The following is a 24,215-nucleotide window of genomic DNA, read 5'->3' as shown; positions in this document are numbered from 1 at the left end:
GTCTCGTGAGCGTCCTGTCCCTGCGCGGGATCAGCAAGACCTTCGGCGCGGTCGCCGCGCTCACCGACATCGCGCTCGACGTCGCCGCCGGCGAGGTCGTGGCGGTGGTCGGCGACAACGGGGCCGGCAAGTCCACGCTGGTCAAGATCCTTTCCGGGGTGCACCCGCCGGACTCGGGGACGATCACGTTCGCCGGGCGGCAGGTCGAGATCCCCACCCCGGCGGCGGCCCACAAGCTGGGCATCGCCACCGTCTTCCAGGATCTCGCCCTGTGCGAGAACCTCAACGTGATCCAGAACCTGTTCCTGGGCCAGGAGATCCGCCCGCTGCGGCTGAACGACGTGGCGATGGAGACCCGCTCGTGGGAGCTGCTCCGGCAGCTCTCGGCGAAGATCCCCAGCGTGCGGGTGCCGGTCGCGGCGCTGTCCGGCGGGCAGCGGCAGACGGTGGCGATCGCCAGGTCGCTGCTCGGCGACCCGAAGATCATCATTCTGGACGAGCCGACGGCCGCGCTGGGCGTGGCCCAGACGGCCGAGGTGCTCAACCTGGTCGAGCGGCTGCGCGAGAACGGCCTCGGCGTCATCATGATCAGCCACAACATGGCGGACGTGAAGGCCGTGGCCGACACGGTGGCGGTGCTCCGGCTCGGCCGCAACAACGGCGTCTTCCCCGTGAAGGACGTTTCCGCCGAGGACATCATCGCCGCGATCACCGGCGCCACCGACAACGTCGTGGCCCAGCGGGCCGCGCGCGGGCAGGAAGGACAGCAGCCGTGACGACGACCACCGACCGCCAGGACGAGCGGTTGCAGAGCCGCGACGGCCTGCGCGGCGCGCTCACCGACGTGGTCGAGCGCGCCCGCGGCGGCGACCTGGGCATGATCCCCGTGGTCGTCGGCCTGATCGTCATCTGGACCGTGCTGCAGATCCTCAACCCGGTCTTCCTGTCCAGCGCCAATCTGGTCAACCTCACGCTGGAGTCGGCCGCCGTCGGCGTGATCGCGCTCGGCATCGTGTGCGTGCTGCTCGTCGGCCAGATCGACCTGTCGGTCGGCTCGGTCAGCGGGCTGTCGGGCGCGGTCCTGGCGGTGCTGTTCGTCGTCAAGGGGCTGCCGGTCTGGCTGGCGATCCTCGCCGCCGTCGTGCTCGGCGCGGTGGTCGGCTGGCTGTACGCGCAGCTCTTCAACCGGTTCGGGGTGCCGAGCTTCGTCATCACGCTGGCCGGCCTGCTGGGCTTCCTCGGGCTCCAGCTGTACGTGCTCGGCACCAACGGGTCGATCAACCTGCCGTTCGACTCCGGTCTGGTGAGCTTCGCCCAGTTCTCGTTCGTGCCCGACTGGCTGTCCTACACGCTCGCGGTGGTCGCCTCGGCCGCCCTGTTCGTCAGCGGCTACCTGCACGCCAGGGAGCGGCGCAAGGCCGGGCTGTCGGCCAGGAGCGTCACGGCGCTCGCCGTCAGGAGCGCGGCGCTGCTGGTCGCGCTCGGGTTCGTGGTCTGGTACCTGGGCCAGACGCGCGGCGTCGGCTGGATGTTCGTCTTCTTCGTCGCGCTCGTGCTGGTCATGCACTACCTGCTGTCGCGGACGAAGTGGGGCAGGTCGGTCTACGCGGTCGGCGGCAACGTGGAGGCCGCGCGCCGCGCCGGCATCAACGTCAAGACCGTGTTCACCTCGGTGTTCGTGCTCTGCTCGACGTTCGCGGCCGTGGGCGGCATCATGGCCGCCGCCCGGCTGGCCGCGGTCAACCCGAGCAGCGGCGGCGGCGACGTCAACCTCAACGCGATCGCCGCGGCGGTCATCGGCGGCACCAGCCTGTTCGGCGGCCGGGGCTCGGCCTTCGGCGCGCTGCTCGGCGTCGTCGTCATCCAGTCGATCTCCAGCGGCCTGACGCTGCTGAACCTCGACTCGTCCATCAGGTTCATGGTCACCGGGGCCGTCCTGCTGCTGGCGGTGGTCGTCGACTCCGTCTCGCGCAGGTCGAGGACCTCGCACGGCAGGGCGTGATGGCCGCCATCTGCGTCGACGCCGGCACCACGGTGATCAAGGCGGTCGGCTACGACGAGGCCGGCGCCGAGGCGGTCGTGGTCCGGCACGACACCACGGTGTCCCGGCCCGCGCCCGGCCACGCCGAGCAGGACATGGACGCGGTCTGGGACGCGGTCGCCCGCGCGGTGCGCGAGGTGGCCGCCCAGTTGTCCGGTCCGGTCCGGTTCGTCGCCGTGACCGCGCAGGGTGACGGCTGCTGGCTGGTCGACTCCTCGGGGGTGCCGACCGGCCCGGCCATCCTGTGGAACGACGGCCGCGCCGCCGCCGTGGTCGACGGCTGGAACCGCGCCGGCCTGGCCGAGGCCGCCTTCCGGGTCAACGGCTCGTCGGCCGCCTCCGGGCTGCCGCACGCGATCCTGACCTGGCTGAAGGAGCACGACCCGGACCGGCTGGCCCGCTCGGCCGCGATGCTGACGTGCGGCGGCTGGATCTTCGCCCGGATGACCGGGGTGCGGGCCGCCGACGAGTCCGACGGCTCGGCCCCGTTCATGGACCTGCGGACCCGCCGCTACTCCCCCGAGCTGCTGGAGCTGTTCGGGCTCGGCTGGGCCGAGCGGCTGCTGCCGGAGCTGCGTGACGACTCCCGCCGCACGGCCCCGCTCACCGCGGGCGCGGCGTCGGCGCTCGGCGTGCCCGCCGGGACCCCGATCGTCATGGCCCCGTACGACATCGCCGCCACCGCGATCGGCGCCGGGGCGGTGAGCGCCGGGCAGGCGTGCGCCATCCTCGGCACCACCCTGTGCGTGGAGAGCGTCGTGGAGCGGCCCGCCCTCGACGGCGACCCGGTCGGCATCACGATCGCGCTGCCCGGCGGTTACCTGCGGGCCTTCCCCACGTTCGCCGGGACCGAGGTCGTCCAGTGGGCCTGCCGCCTGCTCGGCCTGGACCACCCGGCCGAGCTGAGCGAGCTGGCCGAGCGGAGCGAGCCGGGCGCGCGCGGGCTGGCGCTCCAGCCGTACTTCTCCCCCGCCGGCGAACGGGCCCCGTTCTCCGACCCGCTGGCCAGGGGCGCGTTCCTGGGGCTGTCCGTCGAGCACGGCCGCGAGGACGTGGCGCGGGCCGTCCTGGAAGGGCTCACACTGGTCGTCCAGGACTGCCTGGCCGCCTCCGGCCCGCCGCCGCGCGAGCTGCGGGTGTGCGGCGGCGGCTCGGGCAGCGCGCTGTGGCTGCGGCTCATCGCCGACGTGACCGGCCTGCCGGTGCTGCGCCCGGCCGACACCGAGGTCGGCGCGAGGGGCGCCTTCCTGGTCGGCCTCGCCGCCACAGGCGCCGACCTGAAGACGGCCGCCGACCAGCACGTACGCCTGCGCCCGGCCGTCGAGCCGCGGCCGGGCCCGTACGAGCACGCCTACCGCGACTTCCTCGCGCTGCGCGAGACCACCGCCGGAACGTGGCCGCTGCTGGCCGGGATGCGAGGCCGTCCATGAGCGTCCACCTGGGCATCGACCTCGGCACGCAGAGCGTGCGCGCGATGGCGGTCGACGGGACCGGGCGGGTGCTCGGCGCGGCGAGCCGCCCCCTGACCAGCCGCCGCGACGGCCCCCGCCACGAGCAGGACCCCGAGGAGTGGTGGCACGCGCTCGCCGGGGCCACCCGCGAGGCCCTGGACGGCGTGACCGGGCCGGTGGCGGGCCTCGCCGTGGACGCCACGTCTGGAACGCTCCTGCTGACGGACGGCGCCGGCGCGCCTCTGACCCCGGCGCTCATGTACGACGACCGCCGCGCCGCCTCCTTCGCCGACCGGGTCAACGAGGCGGGCTCGGCCGTCTGGGAACGCCTCGGCTACCGGCGCATGCAGCCGAACTGGGCGCTGCCGAAGCTCCTGTGGCTGCTGGAGTCGCAGCCGGCGGGCGGTTTCCTGGCCCACCAGAGCGACTTCGTCAACCGCCGCCTGACCGGCGGCCCCGTCGCCACCGACCTGAGCAACGCGCTCAAGACCGGCGTCGACCTGATCGAGGAGCGCTGGCCGTACGAGGTGCTCGACGAGCTGGGCGTGCCCGCCGGGATGCTGCCCGAGGTGGTGCGGCCCGGCACCCGCATCGGCACGGTGTGCGCCGAGGCCGCCCGCGTCACGGGCATCCCCGAGGGCACGCCGGTGATCGCCGGGACCACCGACGGCTGCGCCGCCCAGCTCGGCGCCGGCGCCCTGACGCCGGGGAGCTGGAACTCGGTGCTGGGCACCACCCTGGTGCTCAAGGGCGTCACCCGTGACCTCATCCATGACCCGCTCGGCGTCGTCTACTCGCACCGCGCGCCCGACGGCTCCTGGCTGCCGGGCGGCGCGTCGAGCACCGGCGCCGGGGTGCTGGCCCGCGACCTGCCCGGCCGCGACCTCGACGCGCTCGGCGAGCAGGCCCAGGCCCGCTACGACGGGCGGGGCGGCCCGCCGATCACGTATCCGCTGGTGTCGCGGGGCGAGCGGTTCCCGTTCGCGGCGGCCGGGGCCGAGGGCTTCACGCTGGGCGAGCCCGCCGACGACGTCGACCGCTACGCCGCGATCCTGCTCGGCGCGGCGTTCGTGGAGCGGCTCTGCTTCGACTACCTGGACCTGCTCGGCGCCCCCGTGGACGGCGAGATCATCCTGACCGGCGGCGCGACGCGGAGCGCGTACTGGAACCGGCTGCGCGCGGACGTGCTGGGCCGGCCCGTGACGCTGCGTGAGAACGCCGAGCCCGCCCTCGGCATGGCCGTGCTGGCGGCGGGCGCGCGGGCGGGCGGGATGGTCCGCACCCGCGCGGTGATCGAGCCGTCCGGGGCCGATCACCGCGAGCCGTATCTGCGGTTCGTCGCCGAGCTGGAGAACCGGGGCTGGCTGCCGTCGCAGGCCGCCGCCCACGCGCGTGAGAGGAGCGCCCGATGACGGACCTGGTGCTGGTGCGCCACGGCGAGACCGTGTGGCACGCCGAGAACCGCTACGCCGGCGTCAGCGACGTCGAGCTGACCCCGCGCGGCCACGAGCAGGCCGAGCGGCTGGCCCGCTGGGCGCGCACCGCCGGGCTGGACGCGGTGTGGGCCTCGAACCTGAGCCGCGCCCGCATCACCGCCGCCGGGAGCGCCGAGGCGGCGGCCGTGGAGCTGCGGGTGGACGAGCGCCTGCGCGAGCTCGACTTCGGCAAGGGCGAGGGGCTGACCGCCGAGGAGATGCGCGAGCGCTTCCCCGGGGCCCGCGCCGCCTTCGAGGCCGACCCGGGCGCGAACCCGCTGCCCGGCGGGGAGCGGCCCGGCGACGCCGCCGACCGGTTCACCGCCGCGCTCCGCGACATCGCCGCCGACCGGCCCGGCGGCCGGGTGCTGGTGGTCGCGCACACGACCGCGATCAGGATCGCGCTGTGCCGGCTGATCGGCGTGCCGCTCGGCGAGTACCGGCGGCTGTTCCCGCGCCTGGACAACTGCGCGCTCACCGAGCTGCGGCTGCGCGGCGAGCAGGTCGCCATCCTGAAGTACAACTCCCCGATTGGAGCTCTGCGTTGACCATCCGAGTCCTGGCCGCCGGTGACCATTTCGTCCGCAACGACCTGCTCATCGACGCGTTGCGCCGCGAGGTCCCCGGCGAGGTGCTGACCGGCGAGCTCACGCTGCCGTGGCCCGTGGTGCCCTTCGGCCGGGTGGGCGAGGTCGACGAGGCGTCGGACGTGGAGGACGAGCTGATCGAGGCGCTGCAGGGCGTCGAGGCGTGCGTCACCCAGATGGCGCCGCTCACCCGGCGCGTCCTCGACGCCTGCCCCGACCTGCGGCTGTTCGCGGTGAGCCGGGGCGGCCCGGTGAACGCGAACCTGGCGGCCGCCACCGAGGCGGGCGTGGCCGTGACGTTCGCGCCGGGCCGCAACGCCGTCGCCACCGCCGAGCACACGCTGGCCATGCTGCTGGCCGCCACCCGGCGCGTCCCGCAGACGCACGCCGACCTGGCCGGAGGCGTGTGGCGCGGCGACTACTACGTCTACGACAACGTCGGCCCGGAGCTGGAGGGCAGCACGGTCGGCCTGGTCGGCTACGGCGCGATCGGCCGCCGGGTGGCCCGGATGCTGGCGGGGTTCGGCGCCGAGGTGCTGGTCTTCGACCCGTACGTGGACGTGCCCGGCCGGGTGGAGCTGGACGAGCTGCTGTCGCGGTCGCGGTTCGTGTCGCTGCACGCCCGTGCCACCCCGGAGACGGCCGGCATGATCGGCGCCGCCGAGATCGCCCGCATGCCGGCCGGGTCGGTGCTGGTCAACTGCGCGCGCGGGGCGCTGCTCGACTACGACGCGCTGTGTGACGCGCTGGAGTCGGGTCACCTGTTCGGCGCGGCGATGGACGTCTTCCCCGAGGAGCCCATCCCCGCCGGGTCCCGGCTGCTGACCGCGCCGAACCTGGTGATGACGCCGCACCTGGCCGGGGCGAGCAAGGAGACGGCCGCGAAGGCCGCCTCCATCGTCGCCGCCGACGTGGCCCGCTACGTGCGCGGCGAGCCCCTGCTGCACTGCGCCAACCCGGCCGTCACCCTTTCAGCGCGCCAGCCATCAGGCCGCGCATGAAGAAGCGGCCCAGCAGCACGTAGATGAGCATGGTCGGGATCGAGGCCAGGATCGCCGCGGCCATCTGCTGGCTGTAGGGGGTGGCCTGGGCGCCGGCGATGTTGTTCAGCATCACCGTGGTCGGCCAGCTCGTCGGCCCGGTGAGGAACACGGCGAACAGGAAGTCGTTCCACAGCGAGGTGAACTGCCAGATGATCACCACGGCGATCGCCGGGCCGGACACCGGCAGCACCACCGACCAGTACGCGCGCAGCATCCCGGCCCCGTCGACCCGTGACGCCTCGATCAGCTCGTCCGGGATCGTCACGTAGTAGTTGCGGAAGATCAGCGTGCAGATCGGGATGCCGTACACCACGTGCGCGAGCACCAGGCCGGGGATGCCGCCGTAGAAGACGCCCTGGAGCCCGGTCAGCTCGTTCAGCCCGACCAGGAGCTGCACCAGCGGGATCATCACCCCCTGGTACGGGATGAACATGCCGAACAGGAACAGCGTGAACAGCACGTCCGCGCCGGGGAAGCGCCACTTGGACAGCACGTAGCCGTTCATGGAGCCGAGCGCGCACGACAGGATCGAGCCGGGCACCGCGAGCAGCACGCTGTTCCACAGCCCGGGGGCGAGCTTCTCCCACGCCACGCCCCACGCCTCGAACGTCCAGGTCTCCGGCAGGTTCCACGCCTGGCCGGGGTCCGCCTCGGTCAGCGGCTTGAAGCTGGTGACCAGCAGCACGTAGATGGGGACCAGGAAGACCACCACGAACGCGATCAGCAGGACGAGCCGCACCCAGGAGCCCGCGTGCCTCATGAGCGCCTCTCCTTGCGGACGGACCAGATCAGGTACGGGATCACGAACACGGCGACGCTGAGCACGATGTACGAGGCGATGGTGGCGCCCTTGGCCGGGTCGTGGGAGTCGAACACCGCCACCCACATGAACACGGCGGGCACGTCGGTGACGATCTGCTTGCCGGAGACCGCGACGATCAGGTCGAAGACCTTGAGCGAGATGTGGCCGAGGATGATCAGCGCGGACAGCGTCACCGGGCGCAGCAGGGGCAGCACGACGTGCCGGTAGACGCCCCACTCGGTGGCGCCGTCGACCCGGGCGGCCTCCCGCAGCTCCTCGGGGACGCCGCGGAACCCGGCGAGAAACAGTGCCATGACATATCCGGACATCTGCCAGACGGCCGGCAGCGCCATCGCCGCCATGCCCCACTCCTGGTTGCGGAACCACTCCCACTGCGGCAACCCCACCGCGTCGAACAGCCGGTTCAGCCCGACCGCCCGCTCGTCCATGCCCGAGTTCATCAGCCATCGCCACACGATGCCCGTGGCGACGAACGACACGGCCATCGGGAACAGGTAGATCGCCCGGAACGTCCCCTCGCCCCAGATGCCCTTCTCCATCAGGAACGCCAGGAACCAGCCCAGCACCAGCGCCCCGGCCACGAACACGACCGTGAACACGATCGCGTGGTTCACCGACAGATGCCACCTGGCCTGGTCCCAGATGTCGATGAAGTTCCGCAGCCCGACGAAACCGCCCTCGGACACCTCGTCGTGCTGGTCCGTCATGGCCAGCCGGAAGTTCCAGCCCAGCAGGCCGTACACGAACACGCCGATCGCCACGATCGACGGCGTGACCAGGAGCAGCCCCGGGAGCCAGGCGCGCACCCGTCTCAACGATTGCCTCCCTCTCCGAAGGGGGTACGGCGGGCGGCCCCGCCGTACCCGCCGATCACTGGGCGTTCGCCGTCGCGGCGGCGGCCAGGCCCTTCTGCAGCTCGGCCACGTCCTGGGTGCCGATGAACAGCCCGACCGCCTCGTTGATGGCGGCCAGCCACGGCTGGTTCACCGCCACGCCGTGCTGGATGGAGCCGGCCAGCTTGTTGCCCGACCAGTCCTTCAGCGCGTCGGCCAGGTAGTCGGTGTAGAGGGACTGGTCGGCGTCCTTGCGGGCGGGGATGGAGCCCTTCTTCGGGTTGAAGGCGTCCTGCCCCTCCTTGCTGGCCGCGACCTTCAGCCAGGCGACGGCCCCGTCACGGTTCTTGGCGCCCTTGGGCAGGGTGAAGCTGTCCGACAGCCACAGGTAGGTGCCCTCGGTGCCGGGCGCGGGCGCCCAGTCGAAGTCCGTCTTCGACTTCTTGCCGAGGCCGCCGTCCGGCGGGTTGTGGAAGTAGCCGTACGCCCAGTCGCCCATGATGTTGAACGCGGCCTCGCCGTCGGCCACCTGCTTGGCCGCGGGCTGCCAGTCGTCCTGGGGGCTGCCCGCGTACGACATGATCGTCTTGAAGTTCTCCAGCGCCTTGGCCACCTGGGGACTGTTCCAGTCGGCGCCCGGCTTGAACAGCGCGTTGTAGGCGTCGGTGCCGAGCGAGCCGAGCAGCACGCTCTCCAGCAGGTGGGTGACCGTCCACTCCGACCCGATCGACAGCGGGATCTTGCCCGTGGCCTTGACCTTCTCCAGGGCGGCGACGAACTCCTCGATCGTCTTGGGCGCGCCCGTGACGCCCGCCTCCTTCAGCACCGACGGGTTGAACCACAGCACGTTGGACCGGTGGATGTTCACCGGCACCGAGTAGATCTTGCCGTCGACGCTGATCTGCTCGACGAGCTGCGCCGGGAAGGCGTCGGCGAGCTTGAGCTCGTCGTAGAGGAAGTTGAGCTCCTCCAGGTCACCGGCCTTGATGTAGCCCTGCAGCTCGGCGCCCGCGTGCCCCTGGAACGTGTCGGGCGGCGTGTCGGCCTGCAGCTTCGAGGCGAGCAGCGCCTTGGCCTTGTCGCCGGAGCCGCCCGCGACCGCGGCGTCGAAGAACGTCAGGTTCGGATTCTGCTGCTCGAAGATCTCGCGCATCGCCTTCAGGCCGTCGGCCTCACCCGGCCCGGTCCACCAGGAGAACACCTCGACCTGCTGCTTGCCGCCACCGCCGTCGCCGCTCGCGGCGGGCTCGGCCGGGGAGCCGCCACCGCCGCACGCCGACAGCCCGAGCAGGCCCGCCAAAGTGATCGCGACGGTCGCCGTCCACCGTCGTCTCATCGCACACCATCCCTTCGAGAAAACCCCCGAGCTGGTGACTTGACAACGTTGTCAGTAGGGCCATCAACGCACTTTGCCCACTTCTGCGTCAAGGAGTGCACGGATAACAGGTCCGCATACCACGAGAACTGTCAGTGCCCGCGGGCACACTCCAGGTATGGCCGACGAGCCCCTCGAACTGGGCGAGATCTCCCTCTCCGACTGGCACGCTCACAACGACACGATGGCCGACGTGGGGTTCCTCGTCATCGCGAGGCGGCTTCCCTCACTCGTCCGCCAGGCCATGAGCATGGCCTGGCGCGCCAGCCCCCGCGACACCGCCGCCACGGTCGGGCTCAGCCTGCTCGGCGGCGTCTTCACCGCCTTCGGCCTGCTGGCCACCACCGGGGTGCTCAACGCGCTGTTCAGCGAGGGGCCCACCCCCGACCGGGTGATCGCCGCGCTGCCCAGCCTGGCCCTGGTCGCCGCGATGGCGACGCTGCGCACCTCCGTCCAGGCCGGCGCGGGCTGGGCGCAGTCACGCCTCGACCCGCAGGTGACCCGGCTGACCGAGGAGCGGCTCTACGGCCTGACCAGCCGCGTCGAGCTCGTCGCCTACGACGACCCCGACTTCCACGACGCGCTCCAGCGGGCCCGCAGCCGGGGCGTCCAGATGGCCGACATGGTGGTGACCTCCGCCATCAACGTCGTCACGGCCGCCGTCGGCATCGCCGCCGTCGCGGGCGTGCTCGGCGTGCTCCACCCGGTGCTGCTGCCCCTGCTCCTGCTCGCCGTGCTGCCCGACGCCTGGGCCGCCGTGCGCAGCGCCCGGATGCGCTACACGACGATGTTCTCGCTCATCCCCGCCATCCGCCGCAAGTGGATCATCGCCGAGCTGCTGGCCGACCGCGACCCCGCCGCCGAGGTCCGCTCGTTCACCATGCGCGGCTTCCTGCTGCGCATGTACGACGCGGTCGCCAAGGCCGAGCAGGACGTGATGCTCGGCCTGGCCAGGCGGCAGACCATCGCCAGGCTCGTCGGCGAGGCGCTGGGCGGCGTCGGCAGCGCCCTCGTCTACGTGGCGCTCGGCGTGCTGCTCGCGATCGCCGCGATCCCGCTCGCCGTCGCCGGCACCGCCGTGCTGGCCATCAGGTCCGGCCAGAGCTCGCTGGCCAACCTGATGTACGCCACCAACCGGCTCTACGAGGAGGGCCTCTACTTCACCGACTTCCTGGAGTTCTGCGACTCGGCCGAGCGCTGGCTGCCCGGCGCCGCCCGCACGACGGCCCCCGAGCGCTTCGAGCGCATCAGCGCCGTGGACGTCACGTTCACCTACCCAGGCTCCGACGAGCCCGCCCTGCGCGGCGTGTCGGTCGAGATCAAGCGCGGCGAGGTGATCGCCTTCGTCGGCGAGAACGGCTCCGGCAAGACCACCCTCGCCAAGATCCTGTCCGGCCTGTACGAGCCCGACACCGGCAGCGTGCTGTGGGACGACGTCGACCTGCGCACGGTCAGCCCGGAGGACCTGCGGCTGCGCACCGCGGTGATCGCCCAGGACCACACCCGCTGGCCGCTCGCCGCCCGCTACAACATCACGATGGGCACCGACAAGGGCCAGGACGCCCTCGACGCGGCGGCGGCGGTCGCCGGGGCCGACGAGGTCGTCGCCGGCCTCCCCCACGGCTACCGCACCCTGCTCGACCGGCGCTTCAAGGACGGCCACGAGCTGTCCGGCGGGCAGTGGCAGCGCATCGCCGTGGCACGTGGCTTCCATCGCGACGCCTGCCTGCTGATCTGCGACGAGCCGACGGCGGCTCTCGACGCCCGCGCCGAGCACGCCCTGTTCGAGCGCATCCGGGGCCACTCCGACGGCCGCACGGTCCTGCTCATCACCCACCGCCTGGCCAGCGTCCGCTACGCCGACCGCATCTACGTGCTCGACCACGGCCGGGTCACCGAGGAGGGCGACCACGCCACGCTGATGGCGCTCAACGGCCTCTACGCCGAGCTCTACACCCTCCAGGCGTCCGCCTACCGGTGATCAGTGGCTGGCGAACGCCTGCGTCCAGTGGCCGCCGGCGAAGCCGACGCCGATGTGGGTGTAGGCGCAGGTGAGGATGTTGGCCTTGTGGCCGGGGCTGTCCATCCACCCGGCCATGACCTCGGCCGCCGTGCGCTGACCGGCCGCGATGTTCTCGCCCCAGGAGCCGATCGGCGCGAAGCCGGCGTCGCGGATGCGGTCCTCGGGCCCGTCGCCGTCCGGGGCCTCGTGGTCGAAGAAGCCGCGGGCGGCCATGTCCTTGGAGTGGGCCAGCGCCGCCGCCCGGAGTTCGGGGTCGTGCTTGAGCGGCTTGCATCCGGCCTTGGCCCGGGCGGCGTTGGTGAGCTTGACCACCCCGTTCTCAGCGGCCGTGCCCACGGCGCCCCCGGTGCCCACGGTGGCGCGCTGCTCGGTGCGGGCCGGGGTCCGGGTCCGGGTGGGGGTCGGCTTGGGCTCGGGCTTGGGGCTGCTGGTCGTGCGGGCGGGCTTCGGGGTCGGCTTCGGGGTGACCGGCTTGCTCTTCGTGGGAGTGGGAGTCGGGGTGGGGGTGGGCGTCGGGGTCGGGGTGGGGGCCGGCGCAGGGGAGGTGGTGGTCGTCGCGGCGACGATCTCGGTCGCGGGGCTGCGGTCGGGCGCGGGGGCTCGGGTGGCGAGGATGACCGCCAGTCCGGCGACGGTGCCCACGATGACGGCGAGGGTGGCGAACAGGAGCTTGCGGGCTGTGGTCATTGATCACACAATGGGGGTTTTGGTCCAATAACTAGCACAATGTCGGAGTTTATCCAGATTTACGGTGACAGCAATGGCTAGGACAGCACCGCCTGCATGATCGTGCGGGCGATGGGCGCCGCCGGGCCGGGACGTTCCAGCACCACCCCCACCGCCACCTCCGGCGCGCCCGCCGGGGCGAACGCCGTGAACAGCGCCGGACCGCCCGGCCCCGCCGACTTGGCCGCCACCGATATCCCCGGGATGGCCGCCGCCGTGCCCGGCCCGCCCGGCCGGGTGATCGTGGTCATCATGGCCGTGAGCTGCCCGGCCAGCTCGGGGACCAGCGTCGTGCGGTACGGCGCCGGCGCGGCCCGCCGGATGACCGAGCCGTCCCGCAGCCGCACCTCCTCCACCAGGTACGGGCGCATCAGCGTGCCGTCGTTGGCCACGGCCGCCGACAGCATGGCGACCATGAGCGGCGTGACGCGCCCGCCCGGCCCGCCGATGGCCGCCAGGGCGGTGTGGGACCGGTCCGCGGCGCCGTCGAACGAGCTGGGCGTCACGGGCAGCGGGATCGTCAGCTCCGGGGCGTTGAAGCCGAACGCGTCCGCCTGGTCCCGCAGCGTGTCCTGGCCGAGTTGCAGGCCGATCCCGGCGAAGGCCGTGTCGCAGGAGCCCTGGAAGGCGCGGGCCAGCGTCGGCCGGGCGTCGCGGCCGCACGGCCTGCCGTCGGCGTTGTGCACGTACCGGGTCGTTCCGGGCAGGCGCAGCCTGGCGGGGCCGGGCAGCTCGGTGGCGGGCCCGTACTCGCCGGTGGCCAGCGCGGCGGCGGTCGTGACGAGCTTGAACGCCGAGCCGGCCGGGTAGGTCTCGGCGGTGGCCCGGTTCAGCAGCGGGCTGCCGGGCGCGCGGTTCAGCCGCCGCTCGACGCGCGCCAGCGCGGCGGAGTCGAACGTGGCGAAGGCGTTCGGGTCGTAGGACGGGTAGCTGGCCAGGGCGAGGACGGCGCCGGTCGCCGGGTTGATCGCGACGGCGGCGCCGGGCGTGCCGGCGGCCCGCAGGCTCTGGTAGGCGGCCCACTGGGCCCGGTCGCTGATCGTCAGGCGGACGTCTGCGGCCTGCTCGGTGCCGATCCTGACCAGCGACTGCATCTTGACCTTGGCGTCGGTGCCCGACAGCGCCGCCTCCAGGGCCCGCTCGACGCCGGTCGCCGGCCCCGCCGTCAGGTGCCCGGTCACGGGCGCGAACATCTCCCCGTGCGGGTAGAAGCGGCGATAGCGGTACGGCCCGCCGTCCGTCTCCCGGCTGGTGGCCACCACGGTGCCGTCGAAGCTGAGGATCGCGCCGCGCGGCTCGTCGAACCGGGCGATGCGGGCCCGCTCGTTGCGCGGATCGGCGTTGAGCGACCTGGACGAGAACGCCTGGACGAAGGTCAGGTGCGCCAGCAACGCGAACAGCATCCCCGCGCAGATCCGTGCCACGCGGCGCAGCGTGCCGTTGATCCTTCTCGCCCTGGTCATGGATTCCGGTTTTAGCAACCGGAGATCCAAGCCCCGGCTAGAGGACGCTGCGGTAGTAGGAAATCTTGTCGCTGACGTAGCGCTTGCGCTCGATCAGGTTGCCGATCTGCGCCTCGACGCGGCGATCGTGCTCTTCGAGGAGCGCGATGCGGTCGGCGATCGTGTGGTCGCCGGCGCGGACCAGCTCGGCGAAGCGCAGCATCTCGGCGATCGGCATGCCGGTGTCGCGCAGGCAGCGGATGGTGCCGAGCCAGCCGACGTCCTCCTGGCTGAACCTCCGCTGCCCGGCCGCGTTGCGCTCGACCGGTTCGAGCAGCCCGATCTTCTCGTAGTAGCGCAGGGTGTCGAGGGAGAAACCGGTCTCCTCGACCACTTCGGCGGGGGTGTAGACGCTCACGGGAGCCAAGCATGGCACCTGGAGTGGGCTCCAGGTCAACCATTTGACATGGAGTCCACTCCAGGTCGCACAGTTCGGTCCATGAACATCGCACTCGGCACGATTCCGTTCGGCACCAGCGTCAGCCGTGAGGACACCTTCGCCATCCTGGACCGCTTCGTCGAGGCGGGCGGCAGCATGCTCGACACGGCCAACAACTACCCGTTCTGGGTCGAGGGCCGCACCGGGGACGAGAGCGAGCAGACCATCGGGGCCTGGCTCGCCGCCCGGGGCAACCGCGACCAGGTGTTCCTGAGCACGAAGGTCGGCGCCCGGCCGACGGTGCCCGGTGACGTCACGCTGGACTCGGCGGAGGGCCTGTCGGCGCCGGCCGTGCGGGCGGGCGTCGAGGGCAGCCTGCGCCGCCTCGGCACCGACCACGTGGACCTCTACTGGGCGCACATCGAGGACCGGTCGGTGCCGCTGGAGGAGACCCTGGGCGCGTTCGACGAGCTGCACCGCCAGGGCAAGATCGGCAAGGTGGGCGCGAGCAACCTGCCGGCCTGGCGGCTGGAGCGGGCCAGGAACGTCTCGGCCGCGCACGGCTGGCTCCCCTACACGCACCTGCAACTGCGCCACACCTACCTGCGCCCGCGCCCGTACACGCGCCCGGCCGAGACCGGTCACCGCGTGACGGGCGACGAGCACCTGGAGTACGCGCAGGAGGCCGGGGTGACGCTGTGGGCGTACAACACGCTGATGTTCGGCGCCTACACCCGCGCGGACCGGCCGATCCCGGAGATCTACGACCACCCGGGCACCACGCGGCGGCTGGCCGCGCTGCGCGAGGTGGCGGGCGAGCTCGGCGCGACGCCGAACCAGGTCGTGCTGGCCTGGCTGATGGCCGGCGGGCACGTGCCGATCGTCGGCGTGAGCACGATGGCGCAGCTGGAGGAGGCGATCGGCGCGGCCGACGTCAAGCTCGACGACGAGCTGCGCCGCCGCCTGGACGAGGCCGTCTGATCACGGCAGATGGTCGGCCAGGTAGCGGCGGACGAGCTGCTTGCACTCGGCGATCAGGTCGGGGTCGCCGTCGGGGTGCGCCCGGAAGGCCAGCTTGAGGACCGCGTCGCAGGCCTCGACCGCGACGAGCAGCGCCCGGTCGAGGCCCGGTCCCCGGGGGGCGCCGAGCAGGTCGACGGTGAGGGCGCGCAGGCGGTCGGCGACGATCGCGTTGTTCTCCAGCGCGGCGTCGAGCGTGTGGTTGGCGCCGTCGGAGGCGTGGCCGCCGGGCGCGGCCAGCGCCTCGCCGAAGTCGACCACGCCGAACCCGGGCGTCGTGCGTTTCATCGCCACGAACTCGTCGATGGCCAGCTCGACCAGGTCGGTCCAGTGGCCGAGCTCGGCCTCGGCGATCCGCTCGGTCACCCGGCCCAGGAACGCCTCCAGGTTGCGCAGGGCCAGCGCCCGCACGAGCCCCTGCTTGTCGGGGAAGAACTGGTAGAACGTGCCGATCGGCACCTCGGCGCGGCGGGCGACCTCCTTGGTGGTGACGGCGTCGTAGCCGACCTCGTCGAGCAGGAGCGCGCACTCGTCGAGCATCCGCTCCACCCGCTCCGCGCTGCGACGCTGGGCGGGGCGGCGGCGCAAGGTACTCGTCATGCCCTCATCTTGGCCCATTACCAACAAGTAGAGGTTAACATGAGCCCGACTCGCGAAACTTGAGGAGCACGGCATGTTCCTGTGGGGCACGGCGACGGCGGCGTACCAGATCGAGGGCGCGGCGGACGAGGACGGCCGGGGCCCGTCCATCTGGGACACCTTCTCCCACGAGCCCGGCCGCACCCGCGACGGGCACACCGGCGACGTGGCCTGCGACCACTACCACCGCTGGCCCGAGGACGTCGCGCTGATGTCGGAGCTCGGGGTCGGCGCCTACCGCTTCTCCATCGCCTGGCCGCGTGTCCAGCCCTCCGGCGCCGGCCCGGCCAACCCCAAGGGTCTCGACTTCTACGAACGCCTGGTCGACGCCCTGCTCGCGGCCGGGATCACGCCGGTGCCGACACTGTTCCACTGGGACCTGCCGCAGGCCGCCCAGGACCGCGGCGGCTGGCTGAACCGCGACACCGCGCACCGCTTCGCCGACTACGCCGCCCTCGTCGCCGGCCGGCTGGCCGACCGCGTGCCGATGTGGATCACGCTCAACGAGCCGTTCGTGCACATGGCGTACGGCCACGCCCTCGGCCTCCACGCGCCCGGCCAGGCCCTGCTCCTCGACGCGCTGCCCGTGGCCCACCACCAGCTCCTCGCCCACGGCCTGGCCACGGCGGCGTTGCGCGCGGCGGGCGCCGGGCAGGTCCTGCTCACCAACAACTGCACGCCCGTGTGGGCCGCCTCCGACGCGGCCGAGGACGTGGCCGCCGCCGAGGCGTACGACATCCTGCACAACCGCCTGTTCAACGACCCCGTCCTCACGGGCGCCTACCCCGACCTGTCCGCGTACGGGGCGAAGGAGCTCGGCTTCGTCCGCGACGGGGACCTCGCGGTGATCGCCGCGCCGCTCGACGGGCTCGGCGTCAACTACTACAACCCCACCCGCATCGCCGCCCCCGCCGGGCCCGGCCTGCCCTTCACCGACGCCGGCGTCACCGGCCACCCCACCACGGCCTTCGGCTGGCCGGTCGTCCCCGACGGCCTGCGCGAGCTCCTCACCGGCCTGCACGCCCGCTACGGCGACGCCCTGCCGCCCGTCTACGTCACCGAGAACGGCTGCTCCCAGCCCGACGTCCCCGGCCCCGACGGCACCGTGGACGACCAGGACCGCATCGCCTACCTCGACCAGCACATCGCCGCCGTCCACGCGGCCCGGCGCGAGGGCGTCGACGTGCGCGGCTACTTCGTCTGGTCACTGCTGGACAACTTCGAGTGGGCCGAGGGCTACCACCAGCGCTTCGGCCTGGTCCACGTCGACTTCGCCACCGGCCGCCGCACCCCCAAGGCCTCCTACCACTGGCTCAGGGCCCACCTGGCGACGCCCTAGAAGACCGAGACGTGGACGTGGTCGTAGTGGTTGGCGGTCGCGCCACCTCGGTCGGACATGGGGTCCCAGCCCCCGCCTGAGCGGATGTCGTAGTAGCGCTGCTTCCAGATGATGTACATGACGCCCATGCGCTGACCGTTCTTGATCAGGTAGTTGGAGATCGCGTCGCCGTTCGCGGCGTCGAAGCCGCTGGCCACGGAGCCGCCGGTGGACATCATGAAGTCGCAGGCCCGCCCCTTGCCGTGCTCGCCGGGGTCGCCGGGCCGCAGGCAGCCGACGCTCTTCACCGGGAAGTTCTGCATGATCTCGGCGCGTACGGAGATCATGCGGGGAGTCAGGCCCTCGCCGCCGCCGGGCTGCTGGAAGCCGTACTTGGCGAGGAGGCGGTCGAGCTCGGCGCGCCGGCTCTTGATCGCCTTGATCTCCTTCTGCATCTTCTTGATCTTGTCGTTGGCCGCGAGCTTCGCCTTCTGGGAGTCGGCGATGAGCTTCTGCACGTGGGCGACCTGGCCGGCGCGGACCTGGGCCATGAAGTTCATGTTGGCGGCGTGGCCGAGCGTCTTGTACGGGTCGACCTGGGTGGCGAAGAGCTGGGTGCCGTCGATGGGGCCGAGCATGTAGCTCGTCTGGGCGATGGCGGCGAGCTTGCCCTGGGCGTCGGCGAGCCGCTTCTGCAGGTGGCCGGAGGTGTCGAGGGCCTTCTTGGCCTGGACCTTGATCTCTTCGAGGCTCTGGATGGAGCCGCGGTAGCGGTTGTTGAGCGCGGCGGCTTCCTTGGTCAGCTTGCGCAGCTGGGCGGGGGTCGGATCGGCGGAAACCGGCTGCGGGGTGAGCAGGGCGGCAAGGACCACGGCGAACACGGCAAAGCGCCCGGTCTTCACGCCACGACCTCCCCTCGTAGACGGTCGAGACTATAGAAGATGATCTTCAAGCCTGTCACCTGAACAGTGGAACTCGTGCCTCATTGACCCTCCAAGTGCCCATTTGTCCGATATAAGCGTTATATAAAGTTGGGCCTTGCCGAGAGCGTGAACCCGGATTGAGATGGCGGTCGAACTCGTCTCTGCGAAGGGGCAGACCCGTGTCTCGATCACTCACCATCGTCTCAGCCGTCATCATCGGCTTAGCCACGTCCATGGTCGCCCTGGAAGCCCAGGCGGCCGTGGACCCGCTGCCGCCCGGCGACAGGATCGAGCTCTACCAGCTCGACAGCCCGCCGGGCACCGCCCAGACCCTCCGGGAGCAGGGCTTCGACGTCGTCCAGCAGGAGATCAAGGACGGTCGGGAGCACGTCGAACTGACCGCCGCCCAGGCCGACCTGGCCGGGCTGAAGAAGCTCGGCCTCAAGCCCGAGCCGGTGCGCAACCCCCAGGGTCAGACCCAGCTGGAGGCCGCCAGGACCCAGGCGGCCGGCGGCTACACCGTCTTCAGGTCGTACTCCGAGCCCGGCGGCATCGCCGACCAGCTCAGGGCCATCGCCGACGCCAACAAGGACGTCGTGAAGCTCCAGTCGATCGGCAAGACCGTCCGGGGCCAGGACATCCTCGCCGCCAAGGTCAGCACGATGGCCCGGCTGCTGCCCGACGGGATCAAGCCCGCCTCGCTGTTCTCCGCCACCCAGCACGCCCGCGAGTGGATCGCCACCGAGGTGGACATGCGGCTGCTCAAGCACGTGGTGGCGCACAAGGGCGAGCTGCGCGACCTGCTGAACAGGACAGAGCTGTGGTTCGTGCCGGTGGCCAACCCCGACGGGTACGACTTCACCTTCACCGAGGGCAACCGGCTGTGGCGCAAGAACCTGCGTGACGTGAACGGGGACGGGCAGATCACGCTGGGCGACGGCGTGGACCCCAACCGCAACTTCCCCACGAACTTCCACTACGACGAGGAGGGCTCCTCCTCCATCCCGAGCAGCGAGACCTACCGGGGCGCCGGCCCGGCCAGCGAGCCGGAGACCAGGGCCATGGACGGGCTGATGCGGCGCGTCCGGTTCGAGACGCAGCTCAACTACCACTCCTTCGGGCCGCTGCTGCTCTACCCGAGCGGCTTCCAGATCGCCACGGAGACGGCCGACAACCCGATCTACGAGGCGCTGACCGGCACCGACGACCGGCCCGCGGTGCCCGGCTTCGACCCTGACCTGGGCGCCGAGCTCTACACGACGAACGGCGACACCAACGACCACGCGCACCGCCAGTACGGCACGCTGTCGTGGACCCCGGAGCTCAACGAGGGCTGCGACGGCTGCGGCTTCGTCTTCCCCGACGACGAGGCGCTGGTGCAGGCCGAGTTCGAGCGCAACCTGCCGTTCGCGCTCGACGTGGCGCGCTCGGCCGTCAACCCGGTGGAGCCGGTCACCCACCTGGGCAACAGGACGCCGGACTTCGTCGTGGACGCCTTCGGCACCAGCCACGGCCGCACCCAGGCCGTCCAGGTCAACGCCAAGCGCAAGCTCGGCCCGGTCTTCCTCAGCTACCGGGTCAACGGGGGCCGTACGAAGACCGTCCTGACGCGCGAGTGGCGCGGCGGCGAGCGCTACGGCGACGGCTACGACCGCTACTACCACCGGATGCGCGGCACGGTCACGGGCACCCGGCCGGGCGACAAGGTGGAGGTCTGGTTCAGCGCGTTCGGCAAGAAGAGCGACGCGTTCACGTACGAGGTGGCCGCGGACATCGGCGGCAAGGTGCTGGTGCTGGCGGCCGAGGACGTGACGGGGATCAGCCCGGCGCAGGGCGTGACCGAGGCCAAGTACGCCGACGAGTACGCCAAGGCGCTCGACGAGGCGGGTTACAGCTCCGACGTGTACGACATGGACAGGAACGACCGGAAGGCGCCGCACCCGCTGGGCGTGCTGAGCCACTACGACGCGGTCGTCTGGGAGACCGGCGACGACATCATCCCGCGCAGCGTGGGCCAGGCCCCCGGCACCACCTCCAAGGCGGGCGTGGACGTCGAGCTGGCCGTGCGCGACTATCTGAACGAGGGCGGCAAGCTGCTGCACGCGGGCAAGTACCCGTCCTACGCGGCCAACGCCAACGGGTCCTACTACTACCAGCCCGACCAGCCGGCGCGGCCGGAGTGCGGCGAGCCGAGCGACCCGCCGTGCATCCCGGTGTTCAACGACTTCCAGCAGTACTGGCTGGGCGCGTACGTGTTCTTCGACAACGCGGGCAGCGACGCGGCCGGGCAGCCGTTCGCGCTGGGCGGGACCGGCGGCCGGTTCGAGGGCTTCTCCGCCACGCTGGAGCCGGACGTGCACACGAACTCGTTCGTGGCCACCTCGGCGATCCTGCCGCCGGATCAGTTCCCGCTGTTCGCCAGCTCGGCGCCGGTCAAGTGGGTGCGGCCCGGCGGCCCGTTCGACCCGCACACCGGCTCGTGGGACGTCTACAGCGGCATCGCCGACGTGTCGTGGAAGCGGCTGACCAGGACCGTCGACCTGACCGGCAAGAGCAGCGGCGAGCTGACGTTCTGGACCTCCTACGACACCGAGTCCGCCTGGGACCACCTCATGGTGGAGGCCAGGACGGCGGGCGGCGACGACTGGACGACGCTGCCCGACGCCAACGGGCACACCACGCAGGCGACCGGCAGCAGCTGCCAGTCGGGCTGGAGCGACATCCACCCGCACGTCCTGCGCTACCAGGGTCCGCAGTGCGAGTCGACCGGCACGTCCGGCTCCTGGAACGCGGCCTCCGGCAACTCGGGCGGCTGGCAGCAGTGGAAGATCGACCTGACCCCGTACGCGGGCAAGACGGTCGAGCTGTCGATCTCGTACGTGAGCGACTGGGGCACCCAGGGCGCCGGCGTGTTCCTCGACGACGCCACGGTGACGCTGGACGGGGCGACGGCCGAGGAGACGTCGTTCGAGTCGGACCTGGGCGGCTGGACCGTGGCCGGGCCGCCGGAGGGCAGCGCGCCGTCGATCAACAACTGGTTCCGCACCGACCAGGTCTTCGAGGAGGGCGCGGGCATCGTCACGAAGGACACCGTCTACCTGGGGTTCGGCGCTGAGAGCGTGGTCGATCAGGCCGCGCGGGCCGACCTGGTGAAGCGGTCGATGCAGCACCTGCTGGGCAGCCGGCGCTGACCGTGATGAGGGGCGCGGCACGCGGTGCCGCGCCCCTCTTGCGCGCCCGGACAGAACATGGTTCGGTCGAGAGCATCACCACCGGTCAAGCAGGAGGCACACGACATGCGCCGGCACGACAAGCTGTTCATCGGGGGCGAATGGGTGGCCCCGGCGGGCACCGGGACGATCGACGTCATCTCCCCCCACACCGAGGAGGTCGTCGGCCAGGTCCCCGACGGCACGGCCGAGGACGTGAACCGGGCCGTCGCCGCCGCCCGGGAGGCGTTCGACCACGGGCCGTGGCCCCGCCTGAGCTTCGCCGAACGGGCCGAGGCGATCGGCAGGCTGGCCGAGATCTACACCGCCCGGCAGGGCGAGCTGGCCGCGCTCATCACCGAGGAGATGGGCTCGCCGATCACGTTCTCCAACCTCGCCCAGGCGCCGCAGCCGCTCGCCATGCTGCAGTACTACGCCGAGTACGGCCGCACCTTCGAGCAGGAGGAGCAGCGGCCCGGCCTGTTCGGGCCGGTGACCGTGCGGCGCGAGCCGGTGGGCGTGGTGGCGGCCGTGGTGCCGTGGAACGTCCCGCAGTTCGTCACCATGACCAAGGTCGCGCCCGCGCTGCTGGCCGGGTGCGCGATCGTGCTCAAGCCCGCCCCCGAGACGCCGCTGGACGCCTACCTGCTGGCCGAGATGGTCCAGGAGGCCGGCATCCCGGCGGGCGTGCTCAACATCGTGCCCGCAGGCCGCGAGGTCAGCGAGCACCTGGTGTCCCACCCGGGCGTGGACAAGGTGGCGTTCACCGGGTCCACCGCGGCGGGCCGCCGCATCGCCTCGATCTGCGGCGAGCAGCTCAAGCGCGTCAGCCTGGAGCTGGGCGGCAAGTCGGCGGCCATCGTGCTGGACGACGCCGACCTGCCCTCGTCGATGGGCATGCTGGCGATCGCCTCGCTGATGAACAACGGCCAGGCGTGCGTGGCGCAGACCCGCATCCTGGCCTCGCGCAACCGCTACGACGAGGTCGTGGAGGCGGTGGCCGGCATGGTCACCTCCCAGGCCGTCGGCGACCCCGCCGACCCGGCCACGGGCATCGGCCCGCTGGTCGCCCGGCGGCAGCAGGAGCGCGTCGAGGGCTACATCAGGGCGGGCATGGAGGAAGGCGCCAAGGTCGTCGTCGGCGGCCTGGACCGGCCCTACGACCGCGGCTGGTACGTGGCGCCGACCGTCTTCGCCGGCGTCTCCAACGACATGCGCATCGCCCGCGAGGAGATCTTCGGCCCGGTCCTGGCGGTGATCCCGTACGAGGACGAGGCCGACGCGATCAGGATCGCCAACGACAGCGACTACGGCCTGGCCGGGACGGTCTGGACCGCCGACGCCGACCACGGCATGGAGGTGGCCCGCCAGGTCCGCACCGGGACGTACGGCGTCAACTGCTACATGATCGAGCCGAACGTGCCCTTCGGCGGCTACAAGGCGAGCGGCGTCGGCCGCGAGCTCGGCCCCGAGGGGCTGGCCGGCTATCTGGAGCACAAGACGATCGCGCGGCTCGGCTGACGACGCCGGTGGTGGCCCAGCGAGCCCCCGCAACGCTGGGCCACCGACCGACTACAAGAAGTATGTCCCAGTCCACCACCGGCGGCGGTTTCCTTCCCCAGGGACTTTCTCCTGGCGGATTCTTACCTTCCGCCCTAGGTAGACGCTTATTACTCAGGAAAAGTTGGAAGAGATCCACTTTCCGATGCGACGGATGAGTTCGGGGGTCGCCGCGGACTCCGCATGGCCGAAGCCGGGCTCGATCCAGAGCTCCTTCGGCTCCCGCGCGCCCTCGTGGAGCTGGTGCGCGTGGTCCAGCGGGAAGAACGCGTCGGCGTCGCCGTGCACGACCAGCAGCGGCACCGGCGAGATCAGCGCCGCGGCCTCGTGCGGCGGCATCGGCAGCGGGTCCCACCGGCCGCTGGAGATCCTGGTCCGCTTCGCCATCCGCGCCGCCCACCGGCCCACCGGCCGCTCGATGGCCCAGTGCACCTGCCGCATCGGCCGGGTGCCCCGGTAGTACCAGCGCGCCGGGCCGCTCACCGCCACCACCGCGTCCACGCCGCCGCGCAGCGCCGCGTGCCGCACGGCCACCGCCGCGCCCATGGAGAACCCCACCACGGCGATCCGCCGGTAGCCGATCACCCGGGCGTGCCGCACGGCGGCGTCCACGTCGAGGATCTCCAGGTCCCCCACCGTGCTCCGGCCGCCGGAGCGCCCGTGGCCGCGGAAGTCGAACGCCACCACCCCGCCGGTCTCGCTCAGCACGTGCACGATGCGGCGCGCCGTGCGCTCCCGCCACGACCCGGTGAACCCGTGGGCCACCACGATGCCGATCTCCTGGCCGATCTCCTGGCCGGCCGCCGCCGCCCCGGTGGGCGCCGTGTGCGCGGCGTCGATCCGGACGCCGTCCTCGGTCCTGAGCATGACGGGGAAGTGGGGCGCGAAAGGCATGCACCCGAGCTTAGAACGGGCCGTCACGCAGGTCGGCGACGCCCAGCACGACCCGTACGCGCGACTCGTCGGCCGCCTCCCTGACCGCGACCAGATCCGTGATCAGGACGCGGGCGCGGCTGGCCCGGATCCGGTCGCGCAGCAGGCCGGGCTCCAGGTCCGGCGACACCGGCCAGGCGATCCCGCCCGCGGCGATCACCGCGTCGGCCGCCACCAGCAGGTCAGGGCCCACCGGCAGGCAGACGAGGACCGTGTCGCCCGCGCGCACCCCGCGCCGCCGCAGCACGACGGCCGCCGCCGCCGACCTCTCGTCGAGCTGCCGTTCGGTGATGGTCCGGCCGGTGCCGGGATCGACCATGACGATGCGCTCCATACGGGCCAACGTTAGGCAGGC

The 24,215-nt window shown here is 72.0% G+C and carries 21 protein-coding genes; 11 read left to right on the top strand and 10 right to left on the bottom strand.

The features are described from left to right. The first annotated feature begins 5 nt into the window (after window positions 1-5). The 6 genes from AB0J53_RS24810 to AB0J53_RS24785 are packed head-to-tail and all read left to right on the top strand — an operon-like array spanning window position 6 to window position 6,555. Window positions 6-776, top strand: a complete 771-nt coding sequence (locus AB0J53_RS24810; RefSeq protein ID WP_219506947.1) for an ATP-binding cassette domain-containing protein — start codon at window positions 6-8, stop codon at window positions 774-776. Then, on the top strand, window positions 773-2,002 hold the full coding sequence (locus AB0J53_RS24805) for a sugar ABC transporter permease (protein ID WP_364176211.1): 1,230 nt from the start codon (window positions 773-775) through the stop codon (window positions 2,000-2,002). Before AB0J53_RS24810 ends, AB0J53_RS24805 begins: the two co-directional genes overlap by 4 nt. Continuing rightward, window positions 2,002-3,471, top strand: a complete 1,470-nt coding sequence (locus AB0J53_RS24800) for an FGGY-family carbohydrate kinase (protein WP_364176208.1) — start codon at window positions 2,002-2,004, stop codon at window positions 3,469-3,471. Before AB0J53_RS24805 ends, AB0J53_RS24800 begins: the two co-directional genes overlap by 1 nt. Next, window positions 3,468-4,904: an FGGY family carbohydrate kinase gene (locus tag AB0J53_RS24795; protein ID WP_364176205.1), complete on the top strand. Its 1,437-nt coding sequence runs from the start codon at window positions 3,468-3,470 to the stop codon at window positions 4,902-4,904. Before AB0J53_RS24800 ends, AB0J53_RS24795 begins: the two co-directional genes overlap by 4 nt. Continuing rightward, the gene (locus AB0J53_RS24790) at window positions 4,901-5,515 is read left to right on the top strand and encodes a histidine phosphatase family protein (RefSeq protein WP_219506953.1); all 615 of its coding nucleotides are present in this window, start codon (window positions 4,901-4,903) and stop codon (window positions 5,513-5,515) included. Before AB0J53_RS24795 ends, AB0J53_RS24790 begins: the two co-directional genes overlap by 4 nt. Further along, window positions 5,512-6,555, top strand: coding sequence for a 2-hydroxyacid dehydrogenase (locus AB0J53_RS24785; RefSeq protein ID WP_219506954.1), 1,044 nt, complete (start codon window positions 5,512-5,514; stop codon window positions 6,553-6,555). Before AB0J53_RS24790 ends, AB0J53_RS24785 begins: the two co-directional genes overlap by 4 nt. On the opposite strand, the gene AB0J53_RS24780 is transcribed toward AB0J53_RS24785, so the two are convergent. The 3 genes from AB0J53_RS24780 to AB0J53_RS24770 form a co-directional block, all read right to left on the bottom strand. Then, window positions 6,518-7,357, bottom strand: a complete 840-nt coding sequence (locus AB0J53_RS24780; protein WP_364176201.1) for a carbohydrate ABC transporter permease — start codon at window positions 7,355-7,357, stop codon at window positions 6,518-6,520. The genes AB0J53_RS24785 and AB0J53_RS24780 overlap by 38 nt on opposite strands. Further along, a complete protein-coding gene (locus tag AB0J53_RS24775) occupies window positions 7,354-8,226 on the bottom strand; it encodes a sugar ABC transporter permease (protein WP_364176472.1) in 873 nt (290 codons plus the stop codon). The genes AB0J53_RS24780 and AB0J53_RS24775 overlap by 4 nt, the downstream gene beginning before the upstream one ends. Before the next feature lie 64 nt (window positions 8,227-8,290). After that, window positions 8,291-9,589 (bottom strand): ABC transporter substrate-binding protein, encoded by a 1,299-nt coding sequence (locus AB0J53_RS24770; protein ID WP_364176198.1) that lies wholly within the window; start codon window positions 9,587-9,589, stop codon window positions 8,291-8,293. A gap of 157 nt (window positions 9,590-9,746) precedes the next feature. On the opposite strand from AB0J53_RS24770, the gene AB0J53_RS24765 reads away from it, so the two are divergent. Continuing rightward, entirely contained in the window at window positions 9,747-11,609 is a 1,863-nt protein-coding gene (locus AB0J53_RS24765) for an ABC transporter ATP-binding protein (RefSeq protein ID WP_364176195.1), read from the top strand. On the opposite strand, the gene AB0J53_RS24760 is transcribed toward AB0J53_RS24765, so the two are convergent. The 3 genes from AB0J53_RS24760 to AB0J53_RS24750 form a co-directional block, all read right to left on the bottom strand. Beyond that, complete coding sequence (locus AB0J53_RS24760; RefSeq protein ID WP_364176193.1) at window positions 11,610-12,338, bottom strand: CAP domain-containing protein; 729 nt, start codon at window positions 12,336-12,338, stop codon at window positions 11,610-11,612. A gap of 77 nt (window positions 12,339-12,415) precedes the next feature. Then, window positions 12,416-13,840 (bottom strand): penicillin-binding transpeptidase domain-containing protein, encoded by a 1,425-nt coding sequence (locus tag AB0J53_RS24755; protein WP_364176190.1) that lies wholly within the window; start codon window positions 13,838-13,840, stop codon window positions 12,416-12,418. A gap of 37 nt (window positions 13,841-13,877) precedes the next feature. Beyond that, entirely contained in the window at window positions 13,878-14,237 is a 360-nt protein-coding gene (locus tag AB0J53_RS24750) for a MerR family transcriptional regulator (RefSeq protein WP_219506967.1), read from the bottom strand. Window positions 14,238-14,318: 81 nt separating this feature from the next. Here AB0J53_RS24750 and AB0J53_RS24745 point away from each other — a divergent pair, with 81 nt between their 5' ends. Then, complete coding sequence (locus AB0J53_RS24745) at window positions 14,319-15,239, top strand: aldo/keto reductase (protein ID WP_364176186.1); 921 nt, start codon at window positions 14,319-14,321, stop codon at window positions 15,237-15,239. Here the strand turns inward: AB0J53_RS24745 and AB0J53_RS24740 are convergent, their stop codons facing one another. Beyond that, window positions 15,240-15,878 (bottom strand): TetR/AcrR family transcriptional regulator, encoded by a 639-nt coding sequence (locus tag AB0J53_RS24740; RefSeq protein WP_219506969.1) that lies wholly within the window; start codon window positions 15,876-15,878, stop codon window positions 15,240-15,242. 73 nt (window positions 15,879-15,951) lie between these two features. Between AB0J53_RS24740 and AB0J53_RS24735 the strand changes: the two genes are divergently transcribed. After that, window positions 15,952-17,256 carry a GH1 family beta-glucosidase gene (locus AB0J53_RS24735; protein WP_364176182.1) on the top strand — a complete coding sequence of 435 codons (1,305 nt, stop codon included), beginning with the start codon at window positions 15,952-15,954 and terminating at the stop codon, window positions 17,254-17,256. On the opposite strand, the gene AB0J53_RS24730 is transcribed toward AB0J53_RS24735, so the two are convergent. Further along, window positions 17,253-18,137, bottom strand: a complete 885-nt coding sequence (locus AB0J53_RS24730; RefSeq protein ID WP_364176179.1) for a hypothetical protein — start codon at window positions 18,135-18,137, stop codon at window positions 17,253-17,255. The two genes, AB0J53_RS24735 and AB0J53_RS24730, sit on opposite strands and share 4 nt — an antisense overlap. 200 nt (window positions 18,138-18,337) lie before the next feature. Here AB0J53_RS24730 and AB0J53_RS24725 point away from each other — a divergent pair, with 200 nt between their 5' ends. Then, on the top strand, window positions 18,338-21,349 hold the full coding sequence (locus tag AB0J53_RS24725; RefSeq protein WP_364176176.1) for a M14 family zinc carboxypeptidase: 3,012 nt from the start codon (window positions 18,338-18,340) through the stop codon (window positions 21,347-21,349). Between the two features lie 105 nt (window positions 21,350-21,454). Beyond that, window positions 21,455-22,888 carry an aldehyde dehydrogenase gene (locus AB0J53_RS24720; RefSeq protein WP_219506973.1) on the top strand — a complete coding sequence of 478 codons (1,434 nt, stop codon included), beginning with the start codon at window positions 21,455-21,457 and terminating at the stop codon, window positions 22,886-22,888. A gap of 153 nt (window positions 22,889-23,041) precedes the next feature. On the opposite strand, the gene AB0J53_RS24715 is transcribed toward AB0J53_RS24720, so the two are convergent. Both AB0J53_RS24715 and AB0J53_RS24710 read right to left on the bottom strand, forming a co-directional pair. Next, window positions 23,042-23,821 (bottom strand): alpha/beta fold hydrolase, encoded by a 780-nt coding sequence (locus AB0J53_RS24715; protein WP_364176173.1) that lies wholly within the window; start codon window positions 23,819-23,821, stop codon window positions 23,042-23,044. 10 nt (window positions 23,822-23,831) lie between these two features. Beyond that, window positions 23,832-24,194, bottom strand: coding sequence for an AMP-binding protein (locus tag AB0J53_RS24710; protein ID WP_219506974.1), 363 nt, complete (start codon window positions 24,192-24,194; stop codon window positions 23,832-23,834). Window positions 24,195-24,215: the final 21 nt, after the last annotated feature.

Source organism: Nonomuraea sp. NPDC049725, assembly GCF_040674795.1.
Taxonomy (GTDB): Bacteria; Actinomycetota; Actinomycetes; order Streptosporangiales; family Streptosporangiaceae; genus Nonomuraea; species Nonomuraea ceibae.
This window is presented reverse-complemented; position numbering and strand designations above follow the sequence as displayed.